Origin of the sequence: Pseudomonas frederiksbergensis, assembly GCF_900105495.1 — a bacterium.
Taxonomy (GTDB): domain Bacteria; phylum Pseudomonadota; class Gammaproteobacteria; order Pseudomonadales; family Pseudomonadaceae; genus Aquipseudomonas; species Aquipseudomonas frederiksbergensis.
Genome location: NZ_FNTF01000002.1, coordinates 64,851 through 84,413, shown reverse-complemented (window position 1 = coordinate 84,413; position 19,563 = coordinate 64,851). Strand labels below are relative to the sequence as shown.

The following is a 19,563-nucleotide window of genomic DNA, read 5'->3' as shown; positions in this document are numbered from 1 at the left end:
AACACGGGCGAATCGACGGTTTTGTCGGCTCGATCACTTTGGGTTACGGTGTTGCCTGTCGTCGGCCGCCGGGTGTGGTTATAATCGACCACTTTATGAGCAAGAAGCGCGTTATGCAGCTGGTTCGAGGCCTCCACAACCTGCGCCCCCAGCATCGGGGCTGTGTCGCCACTATTGGCAACTTTGACGGTGTTCACCGCGGCCACCAGGCTATCCTGGCGAGGCTCCGTGAGCGTGCGCTCGAGTTGGGCGTGCCCAGCTGCGTGGTGATTTTTGAGCCGCAGCCGCGGGAGTTTTTCGCCCCGGACACGGCGCCGGCCCGTCTGGCCCGGCTGCGGGACAAACTGCAGCTGCTGGCCGAAGAAGGTGTCGACCGGGTCCTGTGCCTGGCCTTCAACCAGCGCCTGAGCAAGCTCAGCGCCGCCGAATTCGTCGATACCATTCTGGTGGACGGCCTCGGTGTCCAGCACCTGGAGGTCGGTGACGATTTCCGTTTCGGCTGTGACCGGGTAGGGGATTTCGATTTCCTGCAACAGGCCGGCGTCCTGCAAGGTTTTACCGTCGAAGCAGCACAGACGGTCGTACTCGACGGTATTCGCGTCAGCAGCACCCAGGTTCGCAATGCCTTGGCGGCTGCCGATTTTGCCCTGGCCGAGCGACTGCTCGGGCGTCCGTTCCGGATTGCCGGGCGGGTCCTGCATGGCCAGAAGCTGGCGCGCCAGTTGGGTACGCCGACGGCCAACATACAACTCAAGCGTCGTCGCGTGCCGCTGACCGGGGTTTACCTGGTCAACGTCGACATCGACGGCAAGACCTGGCCAGGCGTCGCCAACATTGGCGTGCGGCCAACCGTTCAAGGTGATGGCAAAGCCCACCTCGAAGTGCATCTTTTAGATTTTGCCGGCGATCTGTATGACCGGCGTTTGACGGTGGTTTTCCACCACAAGCTGCGTGAAGAGCAGCGTTTCGCCTCTCTGGAGGCGCTTAAGACGGCGATCAATGCGGATGTTGCCGCCGCCCGTGCCCTGTCGCACCTAGCGCCAATCGCTAATGAAGAGCCTTAAATGACCGACTATAAAGCCACGCTAAACCTTCCGGACACCGCCTTCCCAATGAAGGCCGGCCTGCCTCAGCGCGAACCGCAGATTCTGCAGCGCTGGGACAGCATTGGCCTGTACGGTAAGTTGCGCGAGATTGGCAAGGATCGTCCGAAGTTCGTACTTCACGACGGTCCTCCGTACGCCAACGGCACGATTCACATCGGTCATGCGCTGAACAAGATTCTCAAGGACATGATCATCCGCTCGAAAACCCTCTCGGGTTTCGACGCGCCTTATGTTCCGGGCTGGGACTGCCACGGTCTGCCGATCGAGCACAAAGTCGAAGTGACCCACGGCAAGAACCTGGGCGCGGACAAGACCCGCGAACTGTGCCGTGCCTACGCCACCGAGCAGATCGAAGGCCAGAAATCCGAATTCATCCGTCTGGGCGTGTTGGGCGACTTTGCCAACCCGTACAAGACCATGGACTTCAAAAACGAGGCCGGCGAAATCCGTGCCCTGGCCGAAATCGTCAAGGGCGGTTTCGTGTTCAAGGGCCTCAAGCCTGTGAACTGGTGCTTCGACTGCGGTTCGGCTTTGGCTGAAGCAGAAGTCGAGTACGAGAACAAAAAGTCCTCGACCATCGACGTGGCATTCTCGATTGCCGACGAGGCCAAACTGGCTGCCGCTTTCGGGCTGGAGTCCTTGGCCAAACCTGCCTCGATCGTGATCTGGACCACCACCCCGTGGACCATCCCGGCCAACCAGGCGTTGAACGTTCACCCGGAATTCAACTACGCCCTGGTCGACGTCGGCGACAAACTGCTGGTGCTGGCTGAAGAGCTGGTCGAGTCGTGCCTGGCCCGTTACAACCTGGAAGGCTCGGTCATCGCGACCACCACCGGTAAAGAGCTGGACCTGATCAACTTCCGTCACCCGTTCTACGATCGCCTGTCGCCGGTTTACCTGGCCGACTACGTTGAACTGGGCGCTGGCACCGGTGTGGTTCACTCCTCGCCAGCCTACGGCGTGGACGACTTCGTGACCTGCAAGAAGTACGGCATGGTCAACGATGACATCATCAATCCGGTTCAAAGCAACGGCGTTTACGTACCGTCGCTGGAATTCTTCGGCGGCCAGTTCATCTGGAAGGCCAACCCGGCCATCGTCGACAAGTTGACCGAAGTCGGTGCGCTGCTGCACACCAGCATCATCGAACACAGCTACATGCACTGCTGGCGTCACAAGACCCCGCTGATCTACCGCGCCACCGCGCAGTGGTTCATCGGCATGGACAAAGAACCTGTGACCGGCGACACCCTGCGCAAGCGGGCGATCAAAGCCATCGAAGAAACCAAGTTCGTTCCGGCCTGGGGCCAGGCGCGCCTGCACTCGATGATCGCCAACCGCCCGGACTGGTGCATCTCCCGTCAGCGCAACTGGGGTGTGCCGATTCCGTTCTTCCTGAACAAGGAAAGCGGCGAGCTGCACCCACGTACCGCCGAGCTGATGGAAGAAGTCGCCAAGCGCGTCGAAGTCGAAGGCATCGAAGCCTGGTTCAAGATGGACGCCGCCGAGTTGCTCGGTGACGAAGCGCCGCAGTACGACAAGATCAGCGACACCCTGGACGTCTGGTTCGACTCGGGCACTACGCACTGGCACGTTCTGCGCGGTTCGCACCCGATGGGCCACGAAACCGGTCCACGTGCCGACCTGTACCTGGAAGGTTCGGACCAGCACCGGGGCTGGTTCCACTCGTCGTTGCTGACCGGTTGCGCCATCGACAACCACGCGCCATACCGCGAGCTGCTGACCCACGGCTTCACCGTCGACGAGTCCGGCCGCAAGATGTCCAAGTCCCTGGGCAACGTGATCGCGCCGCAAAAGGTCAACGACACCCTGGGCGCCGACATCATGCGTCTGTGGGTCGCTTCCACCGATTACTCGGGTGAAATGGCGGTTTCCGAGCAGATCCTGCAGCGCAGTGCGGACGCCTACCGGCGGATCCGTAACACCGCGCGCTTCCTGCTCTCGAACCTGACCGGCTTCAACCCGGCCACCGACATCCTGCCGGCCGAAGAAATGCTGGCGCTGGACCGTTGGGCCGTGGACCGCACCCTGCTGCTGCAACGCGAGCTGCAAGAGCACTACGGTGAATACCGCTTCTGGAACGTCTACTCCAAGATCCACAACTTCTGCGTGCAGGAGCTGGGCGGTTTCTACCTCGACATCATCAAGGACCGTCAGTACACCACTGGCGCCAACAGCAAGGCGCGCCGTTCGGCGCAAACCGCGCTGTACCACATCTCCGAAGCGCTGGTGCGCTGGATCGCGCCGATCCTCGCGTTCACCGCTGACGAATTGTGGGAGTACCTGCCGGGCGAGCGTAACGAATCGGTCATGCTCAACACCTGGTACGAAGGTCTGACCGAGCTGCCGGAAAACGTCGAGCTGGACCGCGCCTACTGGGAGCGGATCATGGCGGTGAAGGTCGCGGTCAACAAGGAAATGGAAATCCAGCGCGCGGCCAAGGCCGTCGGTGGCAACCTGCAAGCCGAAGTGACGCTGTTCGCCGAAGAGGCGCTGAGCGCCGACCTGGCCAAGCTGAGCAACGAACTGCGCTTCGTATTGATCACCTCGACCGCGACCGTTGCACCGTTCGTTCAGGCGCCGGCCGATGCCGTGGTCACCGAAGTCAGCGGTTTGAAACTGCAAGTGGTCAAGTCGAGCCACGCCAAGTGCGCCCGTTGCTGGCACTGCCGTGAAGACGTCGGCGTGAACCCGGAGCATCCGGAAATCTGCGGTCGTTGCGTCGACAACATCAGCGGCGCTGGCGAGGTTCGTCACTATGCCTAATGCCGTTGGCCGTTTCGGACGGCTGAGCTGGCTCTGGTTGAGTTTGCTGGTCCTGGTCATCGACCAGGCCAGCAAGTTCTACTTCGAAGGCAAGCTCGAGATGTTCCAGCAAATCGTGGTGATCCCCGATTTGTTCAGCTGGACCCTGGCCTATAACACGGGTGCGGCATTCAGCTTCCTGGCCGACAGTTCCGGCTGGCAGCGCTGGTTGTTTGCCCTGATCGCTGCAGTGGTCAGTGGCGTGCTGGTGGTATGGCTCAAGCGCCTGGGGCGTAACGAAACCTGGCTGGCCGTCGCTTTGGCGCTGGTGCTGGGTGGCGCGCTGGGTAATTTGTACGACCGCATTGCCCTGGGCCATGTGATCGATTTCATTCTGGTGCATTGGCAGAACCGCTGGTATTTCCCGGCGTTCAACTTTGCTGACAGTGCAATCACTGTCGGTGCCGTAATGCTTGCGCTGGACATGTTCAAAAGTAAGAAAACCGGAGAAGCCGTTCATGACTGAACAGGTATTGGCTGAGCAACGCATCCGCCAGAACACGGAAGTCACCTTGCACTTTGCACTGCGCCTGGAGAACGGCGACACGGTCGACAGCACCTTCGACAAAGCCCCGGCGACCTTCAAGGTCGGCGACGGCAACCTGTTGCCAGGTTTCGAAGCAGCGCTGTTCGGCTTCAAGGCTGGCGACAAGCGTACGCTGACGATTGCGCCGGAAAACGCTTTTGGCCAACCCAACCCGCAGAACGTACAGATCATCCCGCGCTCGCAGTTCAAGGACATGGATCTGTCGCCTGGCTTGCTGGTGATCTTCAACGATGCGGCCAATACTGAACTGCCTGGCGTTGTGAAAGAGTTCGATGACGAGCAAGTGACCATCGACTTCAACCACCCGCTGGCCGGCAAGGCATTGACCTTTGACGTCGAGATCATCAACGTCAAATCGTTGTAACTTGTAGGAGCGAGCCTTTGTGGCGAGGGGATAAATCCCCTCACCACAAAGGCTCGCTCCCACATTAAGTTTTCACTGTTTTCGCTATTTCTTGCGCGCAAGACACGAGGCACCGCATGCAAATCAAACTCGCCAACCCCCGTGGCTTCTGCGCCGGTGTGGACCGGGCGATTGAAATCGTCAATCGCGCCCTGGAAGTCTTCGGGCCGCCGATCTATGTGCGCCACGAAGTGGTCCACAACAAATTCGTCGTCGAAGACCTGCGTGCTCGCGGGGCAATTTTCGTCGAAGAACTGGATCAGGTGCCCGATGACGTGATCGTGATCTTCAGCGCCCACGGTGTTTCCCAGGCTGTGCGCACTGAAGCCGCTGGCCGTGGCCTGAAGGTGTTCGACGCCACGTGCCCGCTGGTGACCAAGGTACACATCGAAGTGGCACGCTACAGCCGCGATGGCCGTGAATGCATCCTCATCGGCCACGCCGGTCACCCGGAAGTCGAAGGCACCATGGGCCAATACGATGGCAGCAATGGCGGCGCGATCTATCTGGTCGAAGACGAAAAAGACGTCGCCGAATTGCAGGTGAACAACCCTGAAAGACTCGCCTTCGTCACCCAGACCACCCTGTCCATGGACGATACCAGTCGCGTAATCGACGCCTTGCGTACTCGGTTCCCGGCCATCGGCGGTCCGCGCAAGGACGACATCTGCTATGCCACGCAAAACCGTCAGGACGCGGTCAAGCAACTGGCCGACGAATGCGACGTGGTCCTGGTGGTCGGCAGCCCGAACAGCTCCAACTCCAATCGCCTGCGTGAACTGGCCGAGCGCATGGCCACCCCGGCCTATCTGATCGATGGCGCCGAAGACCTGCAAAAGAGCTGGTTCGACGGTGTCGAGCGAATCGGCATCACCGCTGGCGCCTCCGCACCGGAAGTGCTGGTGCGTGGCGTGATCCAGCAGTTGCAGGCGTGGGGCGCTACCGGTGCCGATGAGCTGGCCGGTCGCGAGGAGAACATCACCTTCTCCATGCCTAAAGAGTTGCGCGTGCGCTCCCTGCTTTAACGTTTTTGCCCGCTGGACACAGCGCCTGCTCAGCCTTATGGCTGCGCAGGCTGACACGGCCGGTCGCAGCCAGCACCACCTGCAGCTGAGTGACCGGTTCGCCGGCGGCGCAAATGTGCAATGTCCCCGCTTGAAAGGCCCGGCCGGGCATCTGTGGCTCGCCATTACTGTTGAAGCGTATGTATCGCCTGACCGGCCAATTGCCGACAATCGGCACCCGAGTGCCACTCGCGCGCTCGACCAGCAGCGGATTGCTGTTGTCCTCCGCCCCTTTGCCACTGATATCCAGAATGATCCGCCAGCCCTCACTCCAGTCACCGTTGATGGCGTGAATCACGACGCTCTGATTGCGAGTGATGGCAACGGTTCTGGCGTTGCGTATACCACTGATAAGCGACTCGGCCATCTGCTCGCGATAGTTCGATTCAGTCAGTGCAGCAAACGCCGGACTGACCAACAGCAGAACAATCCCGACAATTGTCAGTCCCATGAGCAGTTCGATCAGGCTGAAACCTCGCTGATGCATGTCATCTCCCTCCCTGGAGTGCTGCGGCCCGCGCGATCCCTGCGCGAGTAATGGCAAAACAACCGTACATCTGCCGGTCGAATGTTCTAGCGTGTAGAAGCAGGTATAGCCGACGGCAACGGAGGGCACCGATGGATCATCGTACAAAAGGTTTCACGCTGGTCGAGCTGCTGATCGCGCTCGCCGTGTTTCTGATCCTGATCACCTTGGCCGTGCCGGCGTTTACCCGCTCGGTGCAAAACACCAAGGCCGATACCGAGATCGGCGACCTGCAACGCGCGCTCAATTTCGCCCGGCTTGAGGCTATCGACCGGGGCGTTACCACCCGGGTTCGCCCGACAGCAGACGACAGTGTCTGGACCGGCGAGTTGACCGTTTATGACGGTACTGGCAATCCGGCCAATGTATTGCGGGTTGTTCCAGCAATGAGCAGCGGGGCGACTCTGACGCTAACCTCAGGAGTGACCGCAATTGATTTCAACAATCTGGGCGGTTTGTCGGCGCCGTCCACGGCGGTCGTGATCGGTTATGTACTGGGGGCGCAGAGCAGGACGCTGAATGTGTGTTTGAACGGACGAATTCTATTGGGTGGAAGTTGCGGATGAGGGGTTGGAGCAAGCGCGCACAGGAAGGCATGACGCTGATCGAGGTACTGGTCGCGTTGTTGGTGCTGGCCGTAGGGTTGTTGGGCGCGGCGGCGATTCAGCTCAATGCGCTGAAATACACTGACAGCTCGCGGATGACCAGCCAGGCGAGTTTCATCGCCTACGACATGATGGACCGCATTCGCGCCAACTCCGGCGCCGACTACACCGTCACGCCTCCGACCTCGGGCAACCTGAGCGTGGCCCGGGATCAGGACCTTTACGATTTCACCAGCAACATCGTCAATTTCGCCGGCGCCACGGCGACCGGCAGCATCACCCGCAACCAGCGGGTGTACACCATTACCATCACCTGGGACGACTCACGGGCCGCCAATACCGCCGATTCGCGCCGCAGTTTTGTCCTTACCAGCCGCGCCACCGTTGATCCGGCGACAACACCATGATCAGAGCCAGCAAAGGGTTCGGCCTGATCGAATTACTGATCGCCCTGGCGTTGAGTCTGGTTGTGGTGCTGGGTGTGGCGCAGATCTTTATCGCCGCTAAAAACACCTACGTCAGTCAGAGCACCGCCGCCGGCATGCAGGAAGATGCACGGTTCGTCCTGAGCAAAATGATTCAGGAAATCCGCATGGTCGGCATGTTCGGTTGCCTGGGCACGATTATCGACGCCAGCTCGGCCGGGAACTTCAACGCCAGTCAAATCACGCCGATCAGTTGGGACAATGCCAATCTTAAATTAACGCTGGTTACCGCCGATGTCGGCGGCAGTGGCGGGGTGCCAACCTGGACGGTGATTTCCGATTGCCGCAACACCGCAACGGCCTACACCGATGCACGAACGCCGACGTCTGGGCAGTTGGCATTTCCGATCCGGCGATTGGTCTACAGCTTCAACAACAACCAACTGCTGATGGGCTCCGGTGCCGGCACGCCGACGCAACAGGTGCTGGTGAACAATGTCAGGGCCTTCAATGTGAGCTTCGGCCTCGCCAGTTCGGCCACCGATTCGGCCGCCTCTACCTACAGCAGCAACCCATCCGATCCGGCAAGAATCCGCAGTGTGCGACTGACGCTGACGCTGACCGACCCCAACGACCGGGTACGCGAACAAACCTTCAACGTGGTTGCCGCCTTGCGCAACCGGTTGCCATGAGGGGAGGGCCGATGAGAAATGCTCCCATGACCCCTCACGCCCAGCGCGGCATGGCGCTGTTGGTCAGCCTGGTGTTTCTCCTGGTGCTGACGTTGATCGGGCTTTCATCAATGCAGAGCGCCACGTTGCAGGAAAAAATGGCCAGCAGTGTGATCCTGCGCAACCAGTCGTTCCAGGGCGCAGAAGCGGCATTGCGTGTCGGCGAAAGCGCGGTGCAACTGGATACCTATTCCTTGCCGGTTTGCAGCGGCACCATTCAATGTGCGCCGCCGGCCGAAGCGTCGGTCATAACCGTCGCCGGGTTCAACTCAACATCGGGGGTGGCCTGGATCGCCTCTGGTAGCGGCTTTTACGGGGTGCAGAACATCGGCACCACCCTGACCGCCGTGAACGTGCCGAGCAACACGTCGGCAACGCTGTACCGGGTGACCGCCGTGGGCATCGCGGGCAACTCGCGCAGTGTGGTGGAGAGTATCTATGCGAAGTACTGAGGCCCGCACAGGCTGGCGCCGTTGGTTGTTGCAGTTGTTCTGCGGCGCGGCGTCGAGCCTTTATCTGGCAGCGCCGACATATGCCTTCACACCCTCGGATTCGCCGCTGTTGAATGCCGCCGCCGTGGCCCCCAATGTGATGCTGTTACTCGATGACTCGGGGAGTATGAACAGCATTATCTGGGCGGCTGACTTCGACCCGACGATTGCGCGTCCTCAGGTGAGTATTTGCCTCTCGAATGGCTCCTGCTCGAAAGGGCGGGAACTTGATATGACCGACAGCAATATTTCCTTGTCGAGTTTGACTCGAGGAACCTGTTCGAAGGATTGGTACGGTTTTTATAGCAACAGTGTTATCGGTCAGGATTCGTTTTGCCTGAAGCTTCCCGATCCGGTGGGGGGGGAGGACACTCGCTATTCGGCGAAATACCTGTCGTATCTGGTAAGCCTTGCAAAGAATTCCGACCGGGATTTCACCGATGGCTCGATTCCCAATGATTACCGGATGAATGTGGCGCGCAACGTTTCCAAGACGTTGGTGGCCAGCAACCGCTCGCTGCGCATTGGTCTGGCGACGTTCAACCTGGCGGTCGGCAACCATAAGAATGACGGCGGTTACATCGTCCGTTCGATCAGCGATTTGGCGGCCGTCAGCGGCTCCGTGACCCAGGCTCAGGCCGATGAAAACTACAATGACTTGATCGCCGGAATCGATGAACTGAGCGCCCAGGCCAATACGCCCTTGGCTGAAGCCTATTACGAGATCACCCGTTATTTTCGTGGCATGACGCCGTACAACAACTCGAGGCCCACCACCTATACCAGCCCGGTTCAGTATCGCTGCCAGAGAAACTATGGGGTGGTGATCACCGATGGACTGCCCACCTACGACCGAACCTTCCCCCCTGACGATCCGCTGGCTGGGAGCCTCTTGCCGAACTGGGACGGGATCAGCAACAACGATGGCGCTAACCGCTTTGGCGACGACGAGGGCGATACCCTGTACCTGGATGACATCGCCAAGTTTGCCTTCGATATCGACATGCGCTCCACGGGAGTCGATGCCGCTGGCAAAAGCTGGGATGCCGCGGATTTTCCTCGGCAGAACATGAGTACCTACACCGTGGGGTTTGCCGCGGCAAACCAAATGCTGGCGGACGCCGCGACCTACGGGCAGGGCAAGTACTACCAGGCGACTGATGACACCGGGCTCAACAGCTCGCTGTCTTCAGCCCTCAGCGACATCACCTCCAAGGCGGGCTCTGGCGGCAGTGGTGTGGCCAACGGCACGACGTTGTCCAGCAATTCAAGTTACTTCCAGACCAGCTACGACCCCAAGGACTGGCGCGGCACCATCAAGTCTTTTGGCTTCACATCGGCTGGCGCGGTGAACACGGCCGCAGTGCTGTGGACGACCGATACCACCATCGTGCCCGGTGCTGCCGCGCCGACCTACCAGTCCTGGAATACCGTGACCAACGCCGCTGTTACCCTGGCCTACGGCAATTTTTCCTCGGCGCAGCAGACCTCTCTCAGCCAGGACCTGCCCACGGGTATCACCGGCAGCGATCTGGTGGAGTGGAGCAAAGGCACCAACAAAACCGGATTGAGAACGCGCAGTGTATTGCTCGGCGATATCATCAATTCGCCTCTCGTGCTGGCCGGGCCCACGGACCAAACCGCGTCCGATCTGGTGGGTGACACCACTTACAGCTCCTACCTCGCCATCAAAGCGGCCAACATGACCGCCAGTCTTGTGGTGAACGCCAACGACGGTTTTGTAAATGTCATCAACTCGACCAGCGGTGTCAGACGCTACGGTTATATGCCCTCCAGTGTGCTGCCAGCATTGCGCTACATCGCTGACCCCACTTACATCAATGGGGTGAGCCACAAATACCTGGTCGACGGTCAGGTCGGCGTGTTCGATACCCAACTCGACAGCGCCTGGAAAACCCTGGCGATTGGAGGAACAGGGGCGGGCGGCAAAACCTTTTATGCACTGCAACTGTTCGACGCATCGGCCGGTAACGTAACGAAAGCGTTGTGGGAGATCAGCGCGCCGGCCACAGCAAACACGGCGAACGTTTTCAATGATCTGGGTTATGCCTACGCGCGACCGGAAGTGGCCCGCTTGGCCGACGGTCGATGGGCGGCATTCATTTCCAACGGTTATGGCAGCAACTCCGGGGTGGCAGCGCTGTATGTGGTGGATATCCGCGACGGCTCGCTGATCAAGAAAATCGTGGTCGACAGCACGGAAACCACCAATGGCCTGTCGTCGGTGAAGCTCAGGGTCAACTCGCAAAATGTGGTGCAGGCCGCCTATGGGGGCGATCTGAAAGGGCGATTGTGGAAGTTCGATTTGAGTGGCACTAGCTCCGACACCTGGGGCGTGGCGTTTTCCGGCAAGCCGTTTTTCACCACGGCAGGCGGCGCGACCCAACCGATTACTGCGCAACCGTTGCTGGCCGATCACGCATTGGGCGGCAAGGAAGTGTTTTTCGGTACCGGTAAATTCAATGAGGCGGCCGACAAGACCAACAAGGATCTACAGGCGTTCTACGCGGTGTGGGATGCGGAGGGTGGCGCGGGACAAGTCACCGCTTCCAGCTTGCAGGCGCAGGCGGTGACCGGCGTTTTTTCGGGCAGCACGGGGCAATTCATCACCACCAGCCAGAACGAAGTGATCTACCCGGCGAAGAAAGGCTGGTACTTGCCGCTGGTGTACAACAACGTGCTGACGGGAGAGCGGGTAATCAATCAGGCCAATCTGGTGGCCAGCCGGATCGTGTTCACCACGGCCAGCGTCGACACCACCGATCCTTGCGCCAGTTTCGGTACCGGCAAACTGGTCGAGCTCGATGCATTCAGCGGTAAGATGCTCAATTACGCGGTGCTCGACAGCAATGGCGACGGGTTGGTCGACATCAAGGATTCGATCTCCAGCGGAGTGATTTTCACCGGTGGTATTCCGACGCTGAACGCGATCGTCAACAATGCGACCCGCAAGATTGTGAACGACTCCAGCGGTGGCATCAGCTCCCTGGTGGAAAAGCCCGGCAGCGGCGGCAGCCGTCGCATCATGTGGCGGCAAATACAGTAAGTGAGAGTTGAGGCATGCGCAGATCCAACCGAGGTTTTACCCTGATCGAAATCATGATCGTGATTGCGATCATCGGGATCGTCATCACCATTGGCTACCCGAGCCTCACCGAGTATGTGAACAAGGGCCGACGCACTGAAGTCGCCGGCCTGCTCTCCGAACAAGCGCAGATCCTTGAACGCCACTATTCGAAGACTAATGTCTACACCAATGCCACCGGCCTGAGCTCCGGTAATGACTTCTACACCATCACCCCGACCCTGACCGATCAGACCTTCCTGCTGACGGCGGTGCGCAAGCCCGGCAAGGCCATGGCCGCTGACAAGTGCGGTGATTTCACTCTCACCAACACTGGCGTCAGAAGCATGGTCAATGCGACGGCCACGACCAAGGATTGCTGGGGGCGCTGAGTTCCTTTTCCGGGTGCCTTTTGTACCCTCTGTCTATTTAACGGTTGGATCAGAACATGACCAGGCAACAGCAAGTGGTGATTGTCGGCGGCGGCGTGATTGGCCTGCTGACGGCGTTCAATCTCGCATCCGAAGTGCAGAGCGTTGTGCTGCTGGATCGCTCGAACGTCGGTCAGGAGTCGTCCTGGGCGGGTGGCGGCATCGTTTCTCCGCTCTACCCGTGGCGCTACAGCCCGGCGGTCACCGCGTTGGCGCATTGGTCCCAGGATTTTTATCCACAGCTGGGTGAGCGACTGTTTGCCGCCACCGGTGTCGATCCCGAGGTGCATACCACCGGGTTGTACTGGCTGGACCTGGATGACGAGGCCGAGGCGCTGGCCTGGGCCGAGCGGGAAAACCGTCCGTTACGAGCTGTGGATATCTCGGCGGCTCACGACGCGGTGCCGGTATTGGGGAGCGGTTTTTCCCGGGCGATCTACATGGCCGATGTGGCCAATGTTCGCAACCCGCGGCTGGTGAAGTCCCTCAAGGCTGCGTTGCTGGCGCTGCCGAACGTGACGATTCATGAGCAGTGTGAAGTCAGCGGATTTATCCGTGAAGGCGCTACGGTGGTCGGGGTGCAGACCTCGGCGGGAGCGATTCATGGTGATCAGGTGGTGCTGACTGCGGGCGCCTGGAGCGGTGATTTACTCAAGAGCCTGGATCTGGAGCTGCCGGTCGAACCGGTGAAAGGGCAGATGATTCTCTACAAATGCGCAGCGGATTTCCTGCCGAGCATGGTTCTGGCCAAGGGACGTTATGCGATTCCTCGGCGCGACGGGCACATTCTGATCGGCAGTACGCTGGAGCATGAAGGCTTCGACAAAACGCCGACCGAATCTGCCCTGGAGAGCCTGAAGGCATCGGCGGTGGAGTTGATTCCTGCACTGGCGGATGCCGAGGTCGTCGGTCATTGGGCCGGGTTGCGCCCGGGCTCGCCGGAGGGCATTCCTTACATCGGTCGGGTGCCGGGGTTCGAAGGGCTTTGGCTGAATTGCGGGCATTACCGTAATGGCTTGGTGCTGGCGCCTGCGTCGTGTCAGTTGTTTGCGGATGTGATGCTGGGGCGTGAGCCGATCATTGATCCGGCGCCGTATGCACCGATCGGGCGGATTTAGTCGCGGGATTTTTCGGCGCCTGTCAGGTCGCCTTCAATCCAACCCGAATTTTTTGAGCCTGTAACGCATCGACCGGAATGAAAGATTCAACCGCTGAGCCGCCGCCGTGCGGTTCCAGCGGGTTTCTTCCAGGGCCTGGAGGATAAGGTTGCGTTCGATGTTTTCCAGGTAGTCTTCCAGATTGTCGATCTGCGTCAGGTCCGGCACACCGCCTTCCGGGTTGCAGTTGCCTTCGGCCAGTCGCAGGTCGCTGGTTTCAATTTGTTTGTTTTCGCACAACGTGTGCGCCCGTTCGAGCACGTTCTCCAGTTCCCGCACATTGCCGGGGAAACGATAGCTTTTCAGCGCGTCGAGGGCTTGGGGGTGGAGTTTTGCGGCGGGTTGGCCGGTGCTGATGGCCAGGCGTTTGAGCACATGGCTGGCAAGGGATTCAATGTCGTCACGGCGTTCGCGCAAGGACGGCACTCGTAGTTCGATCACGTTCAATCGGTAGTACAAATCCTGGCGAAAGCGTTCGGCGGCGACTTCGGCGTCGAGGTCTTTGTGAGTGGCGCACAGGATACGCACATCGACCACGGTTTCCTGTTGCTCACCGACACCGCGAACGGCTTTTTCCTGTATGGCCCGTAGCAGTTTGACCTGCATCGCCAGCGGCAAATCAGCCACTTCGTCGAGGAACAGGGTGCCGCCATGGGCCGCCTGGAACAGTCCGGGTTTGTCTTCGATGGCACCGCTAAAGCTGCCTTTGCGATGCCCGAAAAATTCGCTTTCCATCAATTCTGACGGAATCGCCCCGCAATTGACCGGGACAAACGGTTTGCTGGCGCGCGGCCCTTGCTCATGGATCAGTCGCGCGACCAGTTCCTTGCCGCTGCCGGATTCGCCACTGATGTACACCGGCGCCTGGCTGCGGGCCAGTTTATCGATGTGTTTGCGCAAGGCGCGCATGGGCGGTGAATCACCCAGCAGCCGGCGATCGATGGCGATGCCGGTGACGCCCGGCGCAGGCAACCGAAGCGCGCTACTGACCAGTTCCCGCAAGCGAGTGAGGTCCACCGGTTTGGTCAGGAAATCAAAGGCACCGGCCTTGAGGGCGTTGATCGCCGTTTCCAGGCTGCCATAAGCGGTGATCATTGCCACCGGTACGTTTGGGTGGCGTTGCTGAATGTGTTGCACCAGCTCAAGGCCGGTGCCGTCCGGCAAACGCATGTCGGTGAGGCACAAGTCGAACGTCTCTCGCGACAGCAGGGCCTGGGCTTCGCCGAGGTTGCGGGCACTGAACGTGTCGAGTTTCATCCGTCCCAGGGTGATTTCCAGCAATTCGCGGATATCCGGCTCGTCATCGACGATCAGGACTTTTTGCCGTGGGCTCATGTTCAACCTTGTTTCCGTCCGTGAGCGAAAGTGATGCGAAAGCAGCCGCCGTCTTGGCGTGGTTTGAAGTCTAGGCGGGCCTGATTGCTTTCGCACAGCTCACGGGACAGATAAAGCCCCAGGCCGGTGCCTTGGGTGCTGGTGGTGAAGAACGGTTCAAACAAGTGCACCTGATGCTCCGGTGCTACGCCGGGGCCATCGTCCAGGATCTCGAGGACCGGCAGCTGGCTGTCCGGGTCGACGAACAGCTCGAGCCAAGCCTGTGCCTGATCGTGATTCAAGGCGCTATGGCGCCAGGCATTGCGCAACAGATTGTCGAGAATCTGAGTCAACTGGTCTGGATCCATCAGGGTTTTGAAGTCTCCTGAGCCGATGCGCAGGTGAATCTGCTGATGCTCGGTCGCTCTGGCGCGGGTTTCGTTGACGAACTGTTCCAGCCACGGCTTCAGATCAAGCCGCTGCGCTACGGTTTGCTGGCGGCGGGACAGTTGCAGGACGTTTTCGATTACCCGATTCATTCGCTGAGAGTGGTCTTGAATAATCTGGGTCAGACGTCGATCCGCGCTGTTCAGTTCCTCTGATTCCTGCAATAGCTGCGCGGCATGACTAACGGCGCCCAGTGGATTGCGGATTTCATGGGCGATACCGGCGGTCAGGCGACCAAGGGCGGCGAGTTTCAACTGCTGGGCTTGTTGAGCGATTTGCGCGAGGTCTTCGAGAAAGACCAGAGTCTGGTGGTGCGGGCTTTGGTCCAGGGCAATGAAGCTCGGTTGCAGCTCCAGACCACTGCTGGCGACTTTCAGGCTCTGGGGACGCAGCGTTGGATTGTTGAGCCACAGTTGCAGGCGTTCGACCAGGCTGGGCAAGTAGTCGTCGATCAGTTGGCCTGCGAGATTTTCCCTGCCTAACAGGTTCAAGGCGCTGTGGTTGGCCAGTTGAACGCGCCGCTTGTCGTCGAGAACCAGGATGCCGGTACGCATGCGTTGCAGGATCAGGGCGTTGAGGGCTTCGAGACTGACGACTTCGCTGGCCCGTTGTTCGGCGAGGGTTTCGCTGACCTCCAGGCGTCGGATCAGCCCTTGCACCAGCAATGCCGCAGCAAAACACAAGGCGCCGAGCGTGCCGACTTGCAGGTAATCGTTGGGGGTGGCGGGATGGCTGAAACTGAGGAGGAAGCTCAGCCCGACAATGCCGAGCGCGCCAACGGCGGCAATCAGCAGCCCGATGCGCCCTCGCAACAAGGTGTTGCTGATGGCGACCGATACGATCAGCAAGTTGCCGATGGCGCTGGCCACACCGCCGGCGGCGTAGAACAGACCGCACAGCAGCAGGACGTCGGTCAGCGCCAGGCTGAACAGTTGCGCCGGGCGCCGGGTGTTCCCGAGGAATACCACCAGCAGGATGTTCAGCACCAGGTAAAACCAGCTGCCACTGCGCAGCAGGTCGTCATTGCTGAACGTCAGCAACTGGTTGTCCATGTTGCTGGCGATCAACAGCACCAGGGTGATGCCGATGCTCAAACGGTAGAGGTGATAGAGGCGCAGCAGTCGCTGGGCCTGTTTGCTGCCGGGACTGGAGGTCTCAGCGATCACTGGAGCCCGGGCCTTGCTCAAGATGAGCCTGGCTGCAATACCACTGTTGTTGAAGGCTCAGCGCGCGGTCGCGTGGCAGGTGTACGCCGCAATGGGCACAGCGGACCATGGGCGCCGCTTCCAGCTCGGCAGATGACTTGGGCACGGAAGCCTGGCCCTTGAACTTGCGCCATAACCATACCGCAGCGGCAATCAGGGCGATCCAGAATAGTAAACGAAGCATGATGAGCTGCTATTCGACGAGTGATGAACCAGTTTAGCCAAGGACATGACCAGCGCACAGCGTAATCATCGAGTCCATAAAAAAGGAGCCTCGAAAGGCTCCTTTTCGTACCGCCCGATGTGTCAGTCAAACACGCCGAAGGTCATGTAGCTGAACCACGAGCGATCGCTGTTATTGGCTTCGGACTCGTGTTCCTCTTCTTCGATCACGTCGCCGTTTTCATCTCTAGGCTTGAGCTCGTTCGGAATCGAGTCCTTGGCGTCCTGGAACTGTCTCTGCACGTCCTGGTTGGCGCGGGTTTCGCCCGGCGGCAGCGGTGGACGGGACTCGATCAGGCCCAGGGTCGCCTTGCTCAACCACGAGCGGTTGTCGGCTTCGGCCACCGAAGGCTGGAACTGACCGTCGACCAGGCTTGGATGGTTCGGGTAGTTGAGCTTCAGGGTTTCGAGGCTGGTGGCAGCCAGGTCATCCAGGTGCAGACGCTGGTAGGCCTCTGTCATCACCGCCAGGCCGTCACCGACCGAAGGGGTTTCCTGGAAGTTTTCCACCACGTAGCGGCCACGGTTCGCGGCGGCGACATAGGCCTGACGGGTCAGGTAGTAGTCGGCAACGTGAATCTCGTAGGCTGCCAGCAGGTTGCGCAGGTAGATCATGCGCTGCTTGGCGTCAGGCGAGTAGCGGCTGTTGGGGAAGCGGCTGGTCAGCTGGGCGAACTCGTTGTAGGAGTCGCGGGCAGCGCCCGGGTCACGCTTGGTCATGTCCAGCGGCAGGAAGCGCGACAACAGGCCGACGTCCTGGTCGAAGGAAGTCAGACCCTTGAGGTAATACGCGTAATCCACGTTCGGGTGCTGCGGGTGCAGGCGAATGAAGCGCTCGGCGGCGGACTTCGCTGCTTCAGGCTCGGTGTTCTTGTAGTTGGCGTAGATGAGCTCGAGTTGAGCCTGATCGGCGTAGCGACCGAACGGATAACGCGACTCCAGCGCCTTCAGCTTGGCTGTGGCGGCGGTGTAGCTATTGTTGTCCAGATCGTGCTGAGCCTGCTGGTACAGCTCGACCTCGCTCAGGTTTTCGTCTACGACTTCCTTCGATGAGCAAGCAGCGGTCAATGCGAGGATGGCGATCAGCAGCAGGTGTTTCACTTGCATGGCGGCTTGCGTCCCTATGACGGCCGCTGTCTTGGGCGAGGCCGTCCTGTTATGATGAGCGCCCCGTTGAATAGCCTCGGGGCAAAAGACGCCGTATTTAACCACAAGCGCGCAGCCGAAACCAAAGGCTGTGCCGACGCCTAGTCTGAGCATGTCCGATAAAATTGAACTTCGCGCAGAGGTGCCGTCCGAATTGGGCGGCCAACGCCTCGATCAAGTCGCCGCACAATTATTCGCTGAGCACTCGCGCTCGCGCCTTTCCGCCTGGATCAAAGACGGCCGCCTGACTGTGGATGGGGCGGTTATCCGCCCGCGAGACATTGTTCACGGTGGTGCCATTCTTGAACTCACTGCCGAGCAGGAAGCTCAGGGCGAATGGATCGCTCAAGACATCGAGCTGGACATCGTCTATGAAGACGACGACATCCTGGTGATCAACAAACCCGCGGGCCTGGTGGTGCATCCTGCCGCCGGTCACGCTGATGGCACCTTGCTCAACGCCTTGCTGCACCACGTGCCGGACATCATCAATGTGCCCCGCGCCGGTATCGTGCATCGCCTGGACAAGGACACCACCGGTCTGATGGTGGTGGCCAAGACCATTCAGGCGCAGACACAGCTTGTCACGCAATTGCAGAGCCGCAGCGTAAGCCGGATCTACGAGTGCATCGTGATCGGTGTGGTGACTGCCGGCGGCAAGATCAACGCGCCGATCGGTCGTCACGGTCAGCAACGCCAGCGCATGGCCGTGATGGAAGGTGGCAAGCAGGCCGTCAGTCATTACCGCGTGCTCGAGCGTTTCCGCTCCCACACGCACGTGCGGGTGAAGCTGGAAACCGGTCGTACGCACCAGATTCGTGTGCACATGGCCCATATCAACTATCCGTTGGTCGGAGATCCTGCCTACGGCGGTCGTTTCCGCATTCCGCCGGCAGCCAGTGTGACCATGGTCGAATCGTTGAAGGCGTTCCCGCGTCAGGCACTGCATGCGCGGTTCCTGGAACTGGATCACCCGACCACCGGTAAACGCATGAGCTGGGAATCGCCACTGCCGGATGATTTCGTCTGGTTGCTGACGCTGCTCAAGCAAGACCGCGAGGCGTTCATCGGATGAGTGACTGGCTGATTCCCGACTGGCCTGCGCCTGCCGGGGTGAAAGCCTGTGTTACCACCCGTGCGGGCGGCGTCAGTCTGGCGCCGTTCGACAGCCTCAATCTCGGCGATCACGTCGATGACAGCCCCGAAGCTGTTGCCGAAAACCGCCGTCGCCTCACCGATCATTTCTCTATTCAACCGGCCTGGTTAAATCAGGTTCACGGCATTGCCGTGGCCCACGCAGACCCAAGCCTTACGGCCACTGCCGATGCCAGCTGGACGGCAACACCCGGTATTGCCTGCACGGCGATGACCGCGGATTGCCTGCCGGCGCTGTTCTGTGACCGTGCCGGTACTCGCGTAGCGGCGGCTCATGCCGGATGGCGCGGGTTGGCGGCGGGTGTGCTGGAAGCAACCCTCGACAGCCTGGCCGTGCCGCCAGAAGAAGTGCTGGTCTGGCTCGGCCCCGCCATTGGTCCGCAAGCCTTTGAAGTCGGCCCGGAAGTGCGCGAAACCTTCGTCGAACAATTGCCCGAAGCCGCCAAAGCCTTTGTGCCGAGTCAAAATGCTGGCAAATTCATGGCCGACATCTATGAGCTGGCGCGTTTGCGCCTGGCCACTCGCGGGGTTACCGCTGTTTATGGCGGCGGTTTCTGCACCGTGACCGATCCTCGCTTCTTTTCCTACCGCCGCAGCCCGCGCACCGGTCGGTTTGCCTCCTTGGTCTGGCTCGAACGCTAGACTTCTCTGATCTACATCAACATCACGACGCT

Annotated in this window: 19 protein-coding genes; 14 read left to right on the top strand and 5 right to left on the bottom strand. The window is 60.0% G+C overall.

What is annotated here, in order from left to right:
• Positions 1-113 precede the first annotated feature (113 nt).
• The 5 genes from ribF (at position 114) to ispH (ending at position 5,910) form a co-directional block, all read left to right on the top strand.
• Positions 114-1,064: a bifunctional riboflavin kinase/FAD synthetase gene (gene ribF, locus BLW70_RS00970; protein ID WP_074871032.1), complete on the top strand. Its 951-nt coding sequence runs from the start codon at positions 114-116 to the stop codon at positions 1,062-1,064.
• The gene (gene ileS, locus BLW70_RS00965; RefSeq protein ID WP_074871030.1) at positions 1,065-3,896 is read left to right on the top strand and encodes an isoleucine--tRNA ligase; all 2,832 of its coding nucleotides are present in this window, start codon (positions 1,065-1,067) and stop codon (positions 3,894-3,896) included.
• Positions 3,889-4,401, top strand: coding sequence for a signal peptidase II (gene lspA, locus BLW70_RS00960; RefSeq protein ID WP_074871028.1), 513 nt, complete (start codon positions 3,889-3,891; stop codon positions 4,399-4,401). The genes ileS and lspA overlap by 8 nt, the downstream gene beginning before the upstream one ends.
• Before the next feature lie 7 nt (positions 4,402-4,408).
• Positions 4,409-4,846 carry an FKBP-type peptidyl-prolyl cis-trans isomerase gene (gene fkpB / locus BLW70_RS00955; protein ID WP_174553778.1) on the top strand — a complete coding sequence of 146 codons (438 nt, stop codon included), beginning with the start codon at positions 4,409-4,411 and terminating at the stop codon, positions 4,844-4,846.
• A gap of 116 nt (positions 4,847-4,962) precedes the next feature.
• Complete coding sequence (gene ispH / locus BLW70_RS00950; protein ID WP_007901894.1) at positions 4,963-5,910, top strand: 4-hydroxy-3-methylbut-2-enyl diphosphate reductase; 948 nt, start codon at positions 4,963-4,965, stop codon at positions 5,908-5,910.
• Here ispH and BLW70_RS00945 read toward each other — a convergent pair.
• On the bottom strand, positions 5,879-6,436 hold the full coding sequence (locus BLW70_RS00945; protein ID WP_074871025.1) for a GspH/FimT family pseudopilin: 558 nt from the start codon (positions 6,434-6,436) through the stop codon (positions 5,879-5,881). The two genes, ispH and BLW70_RS00945, sit on opposite strands and share 32 nt — an antisense overlap.
• A 131-nt stretch (positions 6,437-6,567) precedes the next feature.
• On the opposite strand from BLW70_RS00945, the gene BLW70_RS00940 reads away from it, so the two are divergent.
• The 7 genes from BLW70_RS00940 to thiO are packed head-to-tail and all read left to right on the top strand — an operon-like array spanning position 6,568 to position 13,361.
• Positions 6,568-7,041 carry a GspH/FimT family pseudopilin gene (locus tag BLW70_RS00940; protein ID WP_074871022.1) on the top strand — a complete coding sequence of 158 codons (474 nt, stop codon included), beginning with the start codon at positions 6,568-6,570 and terminating at the stop codon, positions 7,039-7,041.
• Complete coding sequence (gene pilV, locus BLW70_RS00935) at positions 7,038-7,487, top strand: type IV pilus modification protein PilV (protein ID WP_074871020.1); 450 nt, start codon at positions 7,038-7,040, stop codon at positions 7,485-7,487. The genes BLW70_RS00940 and pilV overlap by 4 nt, the downstream gene beginning before the upstream one ends.
• On the top strand, positions 7,484-8,197 hold the full coding sequence (locus BLW70_RS00930) for a PilW family protein (protein ID WP_074871019.1): 714 nt from the start codon (positions 7,484-7,486) through the stop codon (positions 8,195-8,197). The genes pilV and BLW70_RS00930 overlap by 4 nt, the downstream gene beginning before the upstream one ends.
• Positions 8,198-8,208: 11 nt before the next feature.
• Complete coding sequence (locus BLW70_RS00925; RefSeq protein ID WP_074871018.1) at positions 8,209-8,688, top strand: pilus assembly PilX family protein; 480 nt, start codon at positions 8,209-8,211, stop codon at positions 8,686-8,688.
• Positions 8,675-11,794, top strand: a complete 3,120-nt coding sequence (locus BLW70_RS00920) for a pilus assembly protein (RefSeq protein WP_074871016.1) — start codon at positions 8,675-8,677, stop codon at positions 11,792-11,794. Before BLW70_RS00925 ends, BLW70_RS00920 begins: the two co-directional genes overlap by 14 nt.
• A gap of 14 nt (positions 11,795-11,808) precedes the next feature.
• Positions 11,809-12,204 (top strand): type IV pilin protein, encoded by a 396-nt coding sequence (locus BLW70_RS00915; protein ID WP_074871015.1) that lies wholly within the window; start codon positions 11,809-11,811, stop codon positions 12,202-12,204.
• Positions 12,205-12,260: 56 nt separating this feature from the next.
• On the top strand, positions 12,261-13,361 hold the full coding sequence (thiO, locus tag BLW70_RS00910) for a glycine oxidase ThiO (protein ID WP_074871013.1): 1,101 nt from the start codon (positions 12,261-12,263) through the stop codon (positions 13,359-13,361).
• Between the two features lie 33 nt (positions 13,362-13,394).
• Here thiO and BLW70_RS00905 read toward each other — a convergent pair whose 3' ends face one another.
• The 4 genes from BLW70_RS00905 to BLW70_RS00890 all read right to left on the bottom strand — a co-directional run bounded on the left by BLW70_RS00905 (position 13,395) and on the right by BLW70_RS00890 (position 17,695).
• Positions 13,395-14,735, bottom strand: a complete 1,341-nt coding sequence (locus tag BLW70_RS00905; RefSeq protein ID WP_074871010.1) for a sigma-54-dependent transcriptional regulator — start codon at positions 14,733-14,735, stop codon at positions 13,395-13,397.
• 2 nt (positions 14,736-14,737) lie between these two features.
• Positions 14,738-16,327, bottom strand: a complete 1,590-nt coding sequence (locus BLW70_RS00900) for a sensor histidine kinase (protein ID WP_074871008.1) — start codon at positions 16,325-16,327, stop codon at positions 14,738-14,740.
• Entirely contained in the window at positions 16,317-16,550 is a 234-nt protein-coding gene (locus BLW70_RS00895; protein WP_074871005.1) for a PP0621 family protein, read from the bottom strand. The genes BLW70_RS00900 and BLW70_RS00895 overlap by 11 nt, the downstream gene beginning before the upstream one ends.
• A gap of 122 nt (positions 16,551-16,672) precedes the next feature.
• Positions 16,673-17,695 carry an outer membrane protein assembly factor BamD gene (locus tag BLW70_RS00890; RefSeq protein WP_074871002.1) on the bottom strand — a complete coding sequence of 341 codons (1,023 nt, stop codon included), beginning with the start codon at positions 17,693-17,695 and terminating at the stop codon, positions 16,673-16,675.
• A gap of 151 nt (positions 17,696-17,846) precedes the next feature.
• On the opposite strand from BLW70_RS00890, the gene rluD reads away from it, so the two are divergent.
• Entirely contained in the window at positions 17,847-18,809 is a 963-nt protein-coding gene (rluD, locus tag BLW70_RS00885; RefSeq protein ID WP_007942311.1) for a 23S rRNA pseudouridine(1911/1915/1917) synthase RluD, read from the top strand.
• Positions 18,806-19,531 carry a peptidoglycan editing factor PgeF gene (gene pgeF, locus BLW70_RS00880; protein ID WP_074871000.1) on the top strand — a complete coding sequence of 242 codons (726 nt, stop codon included), beginning with the start codon at positions 18,806-18,808 and terminating at the stop codon, positions 19,529-19,531. Before rluD ends, pgeF begins: the two co-directional genes overlap by 4 nt.
• Positions 19,532-19,563 lie beyond the last annotated feature (32 nt).

What these genes read in the sequence shown, in the direction of transcription:
- BLW70_RS00895 (WP_074871005.1), bottom strand. Translation starts at nt 16,550, where the DNA reads ATGCTTCGTTTACTATTCTGGATCGCCCTGATTGCCGCTGCGGTATGG.
- pgeF (WP_074871000.1), top strand. Translation starts at nt 18,806, where the DNA reads ATGAGTGACTGGCTGATTCCCGACTGGCCTGCGCCTGCCGGGGTGAAA.
- BLW70_RS00915 (WP_074871015.1), top strand. Translation starts at nt 11,809, where the DNA reads ATGCGCAGATCCAACCGAGGTTTTACCCTGATCGAAATCATGATCGTG.
- ispH (WP_007901894.1), top strand. Translation starts at nt 4,963, where the DNA reads ATGCAAATCAAACTCGCCAACCCCCGTGGCTTCTGCGCCGGTGTGGAC.
- thiO (WP_074871013.1), top strand. Translation starts at nt 12,261, where the DNA reads ATGACCAGGCAACAGCAAGTGGTGATTGTCGGCGGCGGCGTGATTGGC.
- BLW70_RS00920 (WP_074871016.1), top strand. Translation starts at nt 8,675, where the DNA reads ATGCGAAGTACTGAGGCCCGCACAGGCTGGCGCCGTTGGTTGTTGCAG.
- lspA (WP_074871028.1), top strand. Translation starts at nt 3,889, where the DNA reads ATGCCTAATGCCGTTGGCCGTTTCGGACGGCTGAGCTGGCTCTGGTTG.
- pilV (WP_074871020.1), top strand. Translation starts at nt 7,038, where the DNA reads ATGAGGGGTTGGAGCAAGCGCGCACAGGAAGGCATGACGCTGATCGAG.
- rluD (WP_007942311.1), top strand. Translation starts at nt 17,847, where the DNA reads ATGTCCGATAAAATTGAACTTCGCGCAGAGGTGCCGTCCGAATTGGGC.
- BLW70_RS00905 (WP_074871010.1), bottom strand. Translation starts at nt 14,735, where the DNA reads ATGAGCCCACGGCAAAAAGTCCTGATCGTCGATGACGAGCCGGATATC.
- BLW70_RS00890 (WP_074871002.1), bottom strand. Translation starts at nt 17,695, where the DNA reads ATGCAAGTGAAACACCTGCTGCTGATCGCCATCCTCGCATTGACCGCT.
- BLW70_RS00940 (WP_074871022.1), top strand. Translation starts at nt 6,568, where the DNA reads ATGGATCATCGTACAAAAGGTTTCACGCTGGTCGAGCTGCTGATCGCG.
- BLW70_RS00945 (WP_074871025.1), bottom strand. Translation starts at nt 6,436, where the DNA reads ATGCATCAGCGAGGTTTCAGCCTGATCGAACTGCTCATGGGACTGACA.
- BLW70_RS00930 (WP_074871019.1), top strand. Translation starts at nt 7,484, where the DNA reads ATGATCAGAGCCAGCAAAGGGTTCGGCCTGATCGAATTACTGATCGCC.
- BLW70_RS00925 (WP_074871018.1), top strand. Translation starts at nt 8,209, where the DNA reads ATGAGAAATGCTCCCATGACCCCTCACGCCCAGCGCGGCATGGCGCTG.
- ribF (WP_074871032.1), top strand. Translation starts at nt 114, where the DNA reads ATGCAGCTGGTTCGAGGCCTCCACAACCTGCGCCCCCAGCATCGGGGC.
- ileS (WP_074871030.1), top strand. Translation starts at nt 1,065, where the DNA reads ATGACCGACTATAAAGCCACGCTAAACCTTCCGGACACCGCCTTCCCA.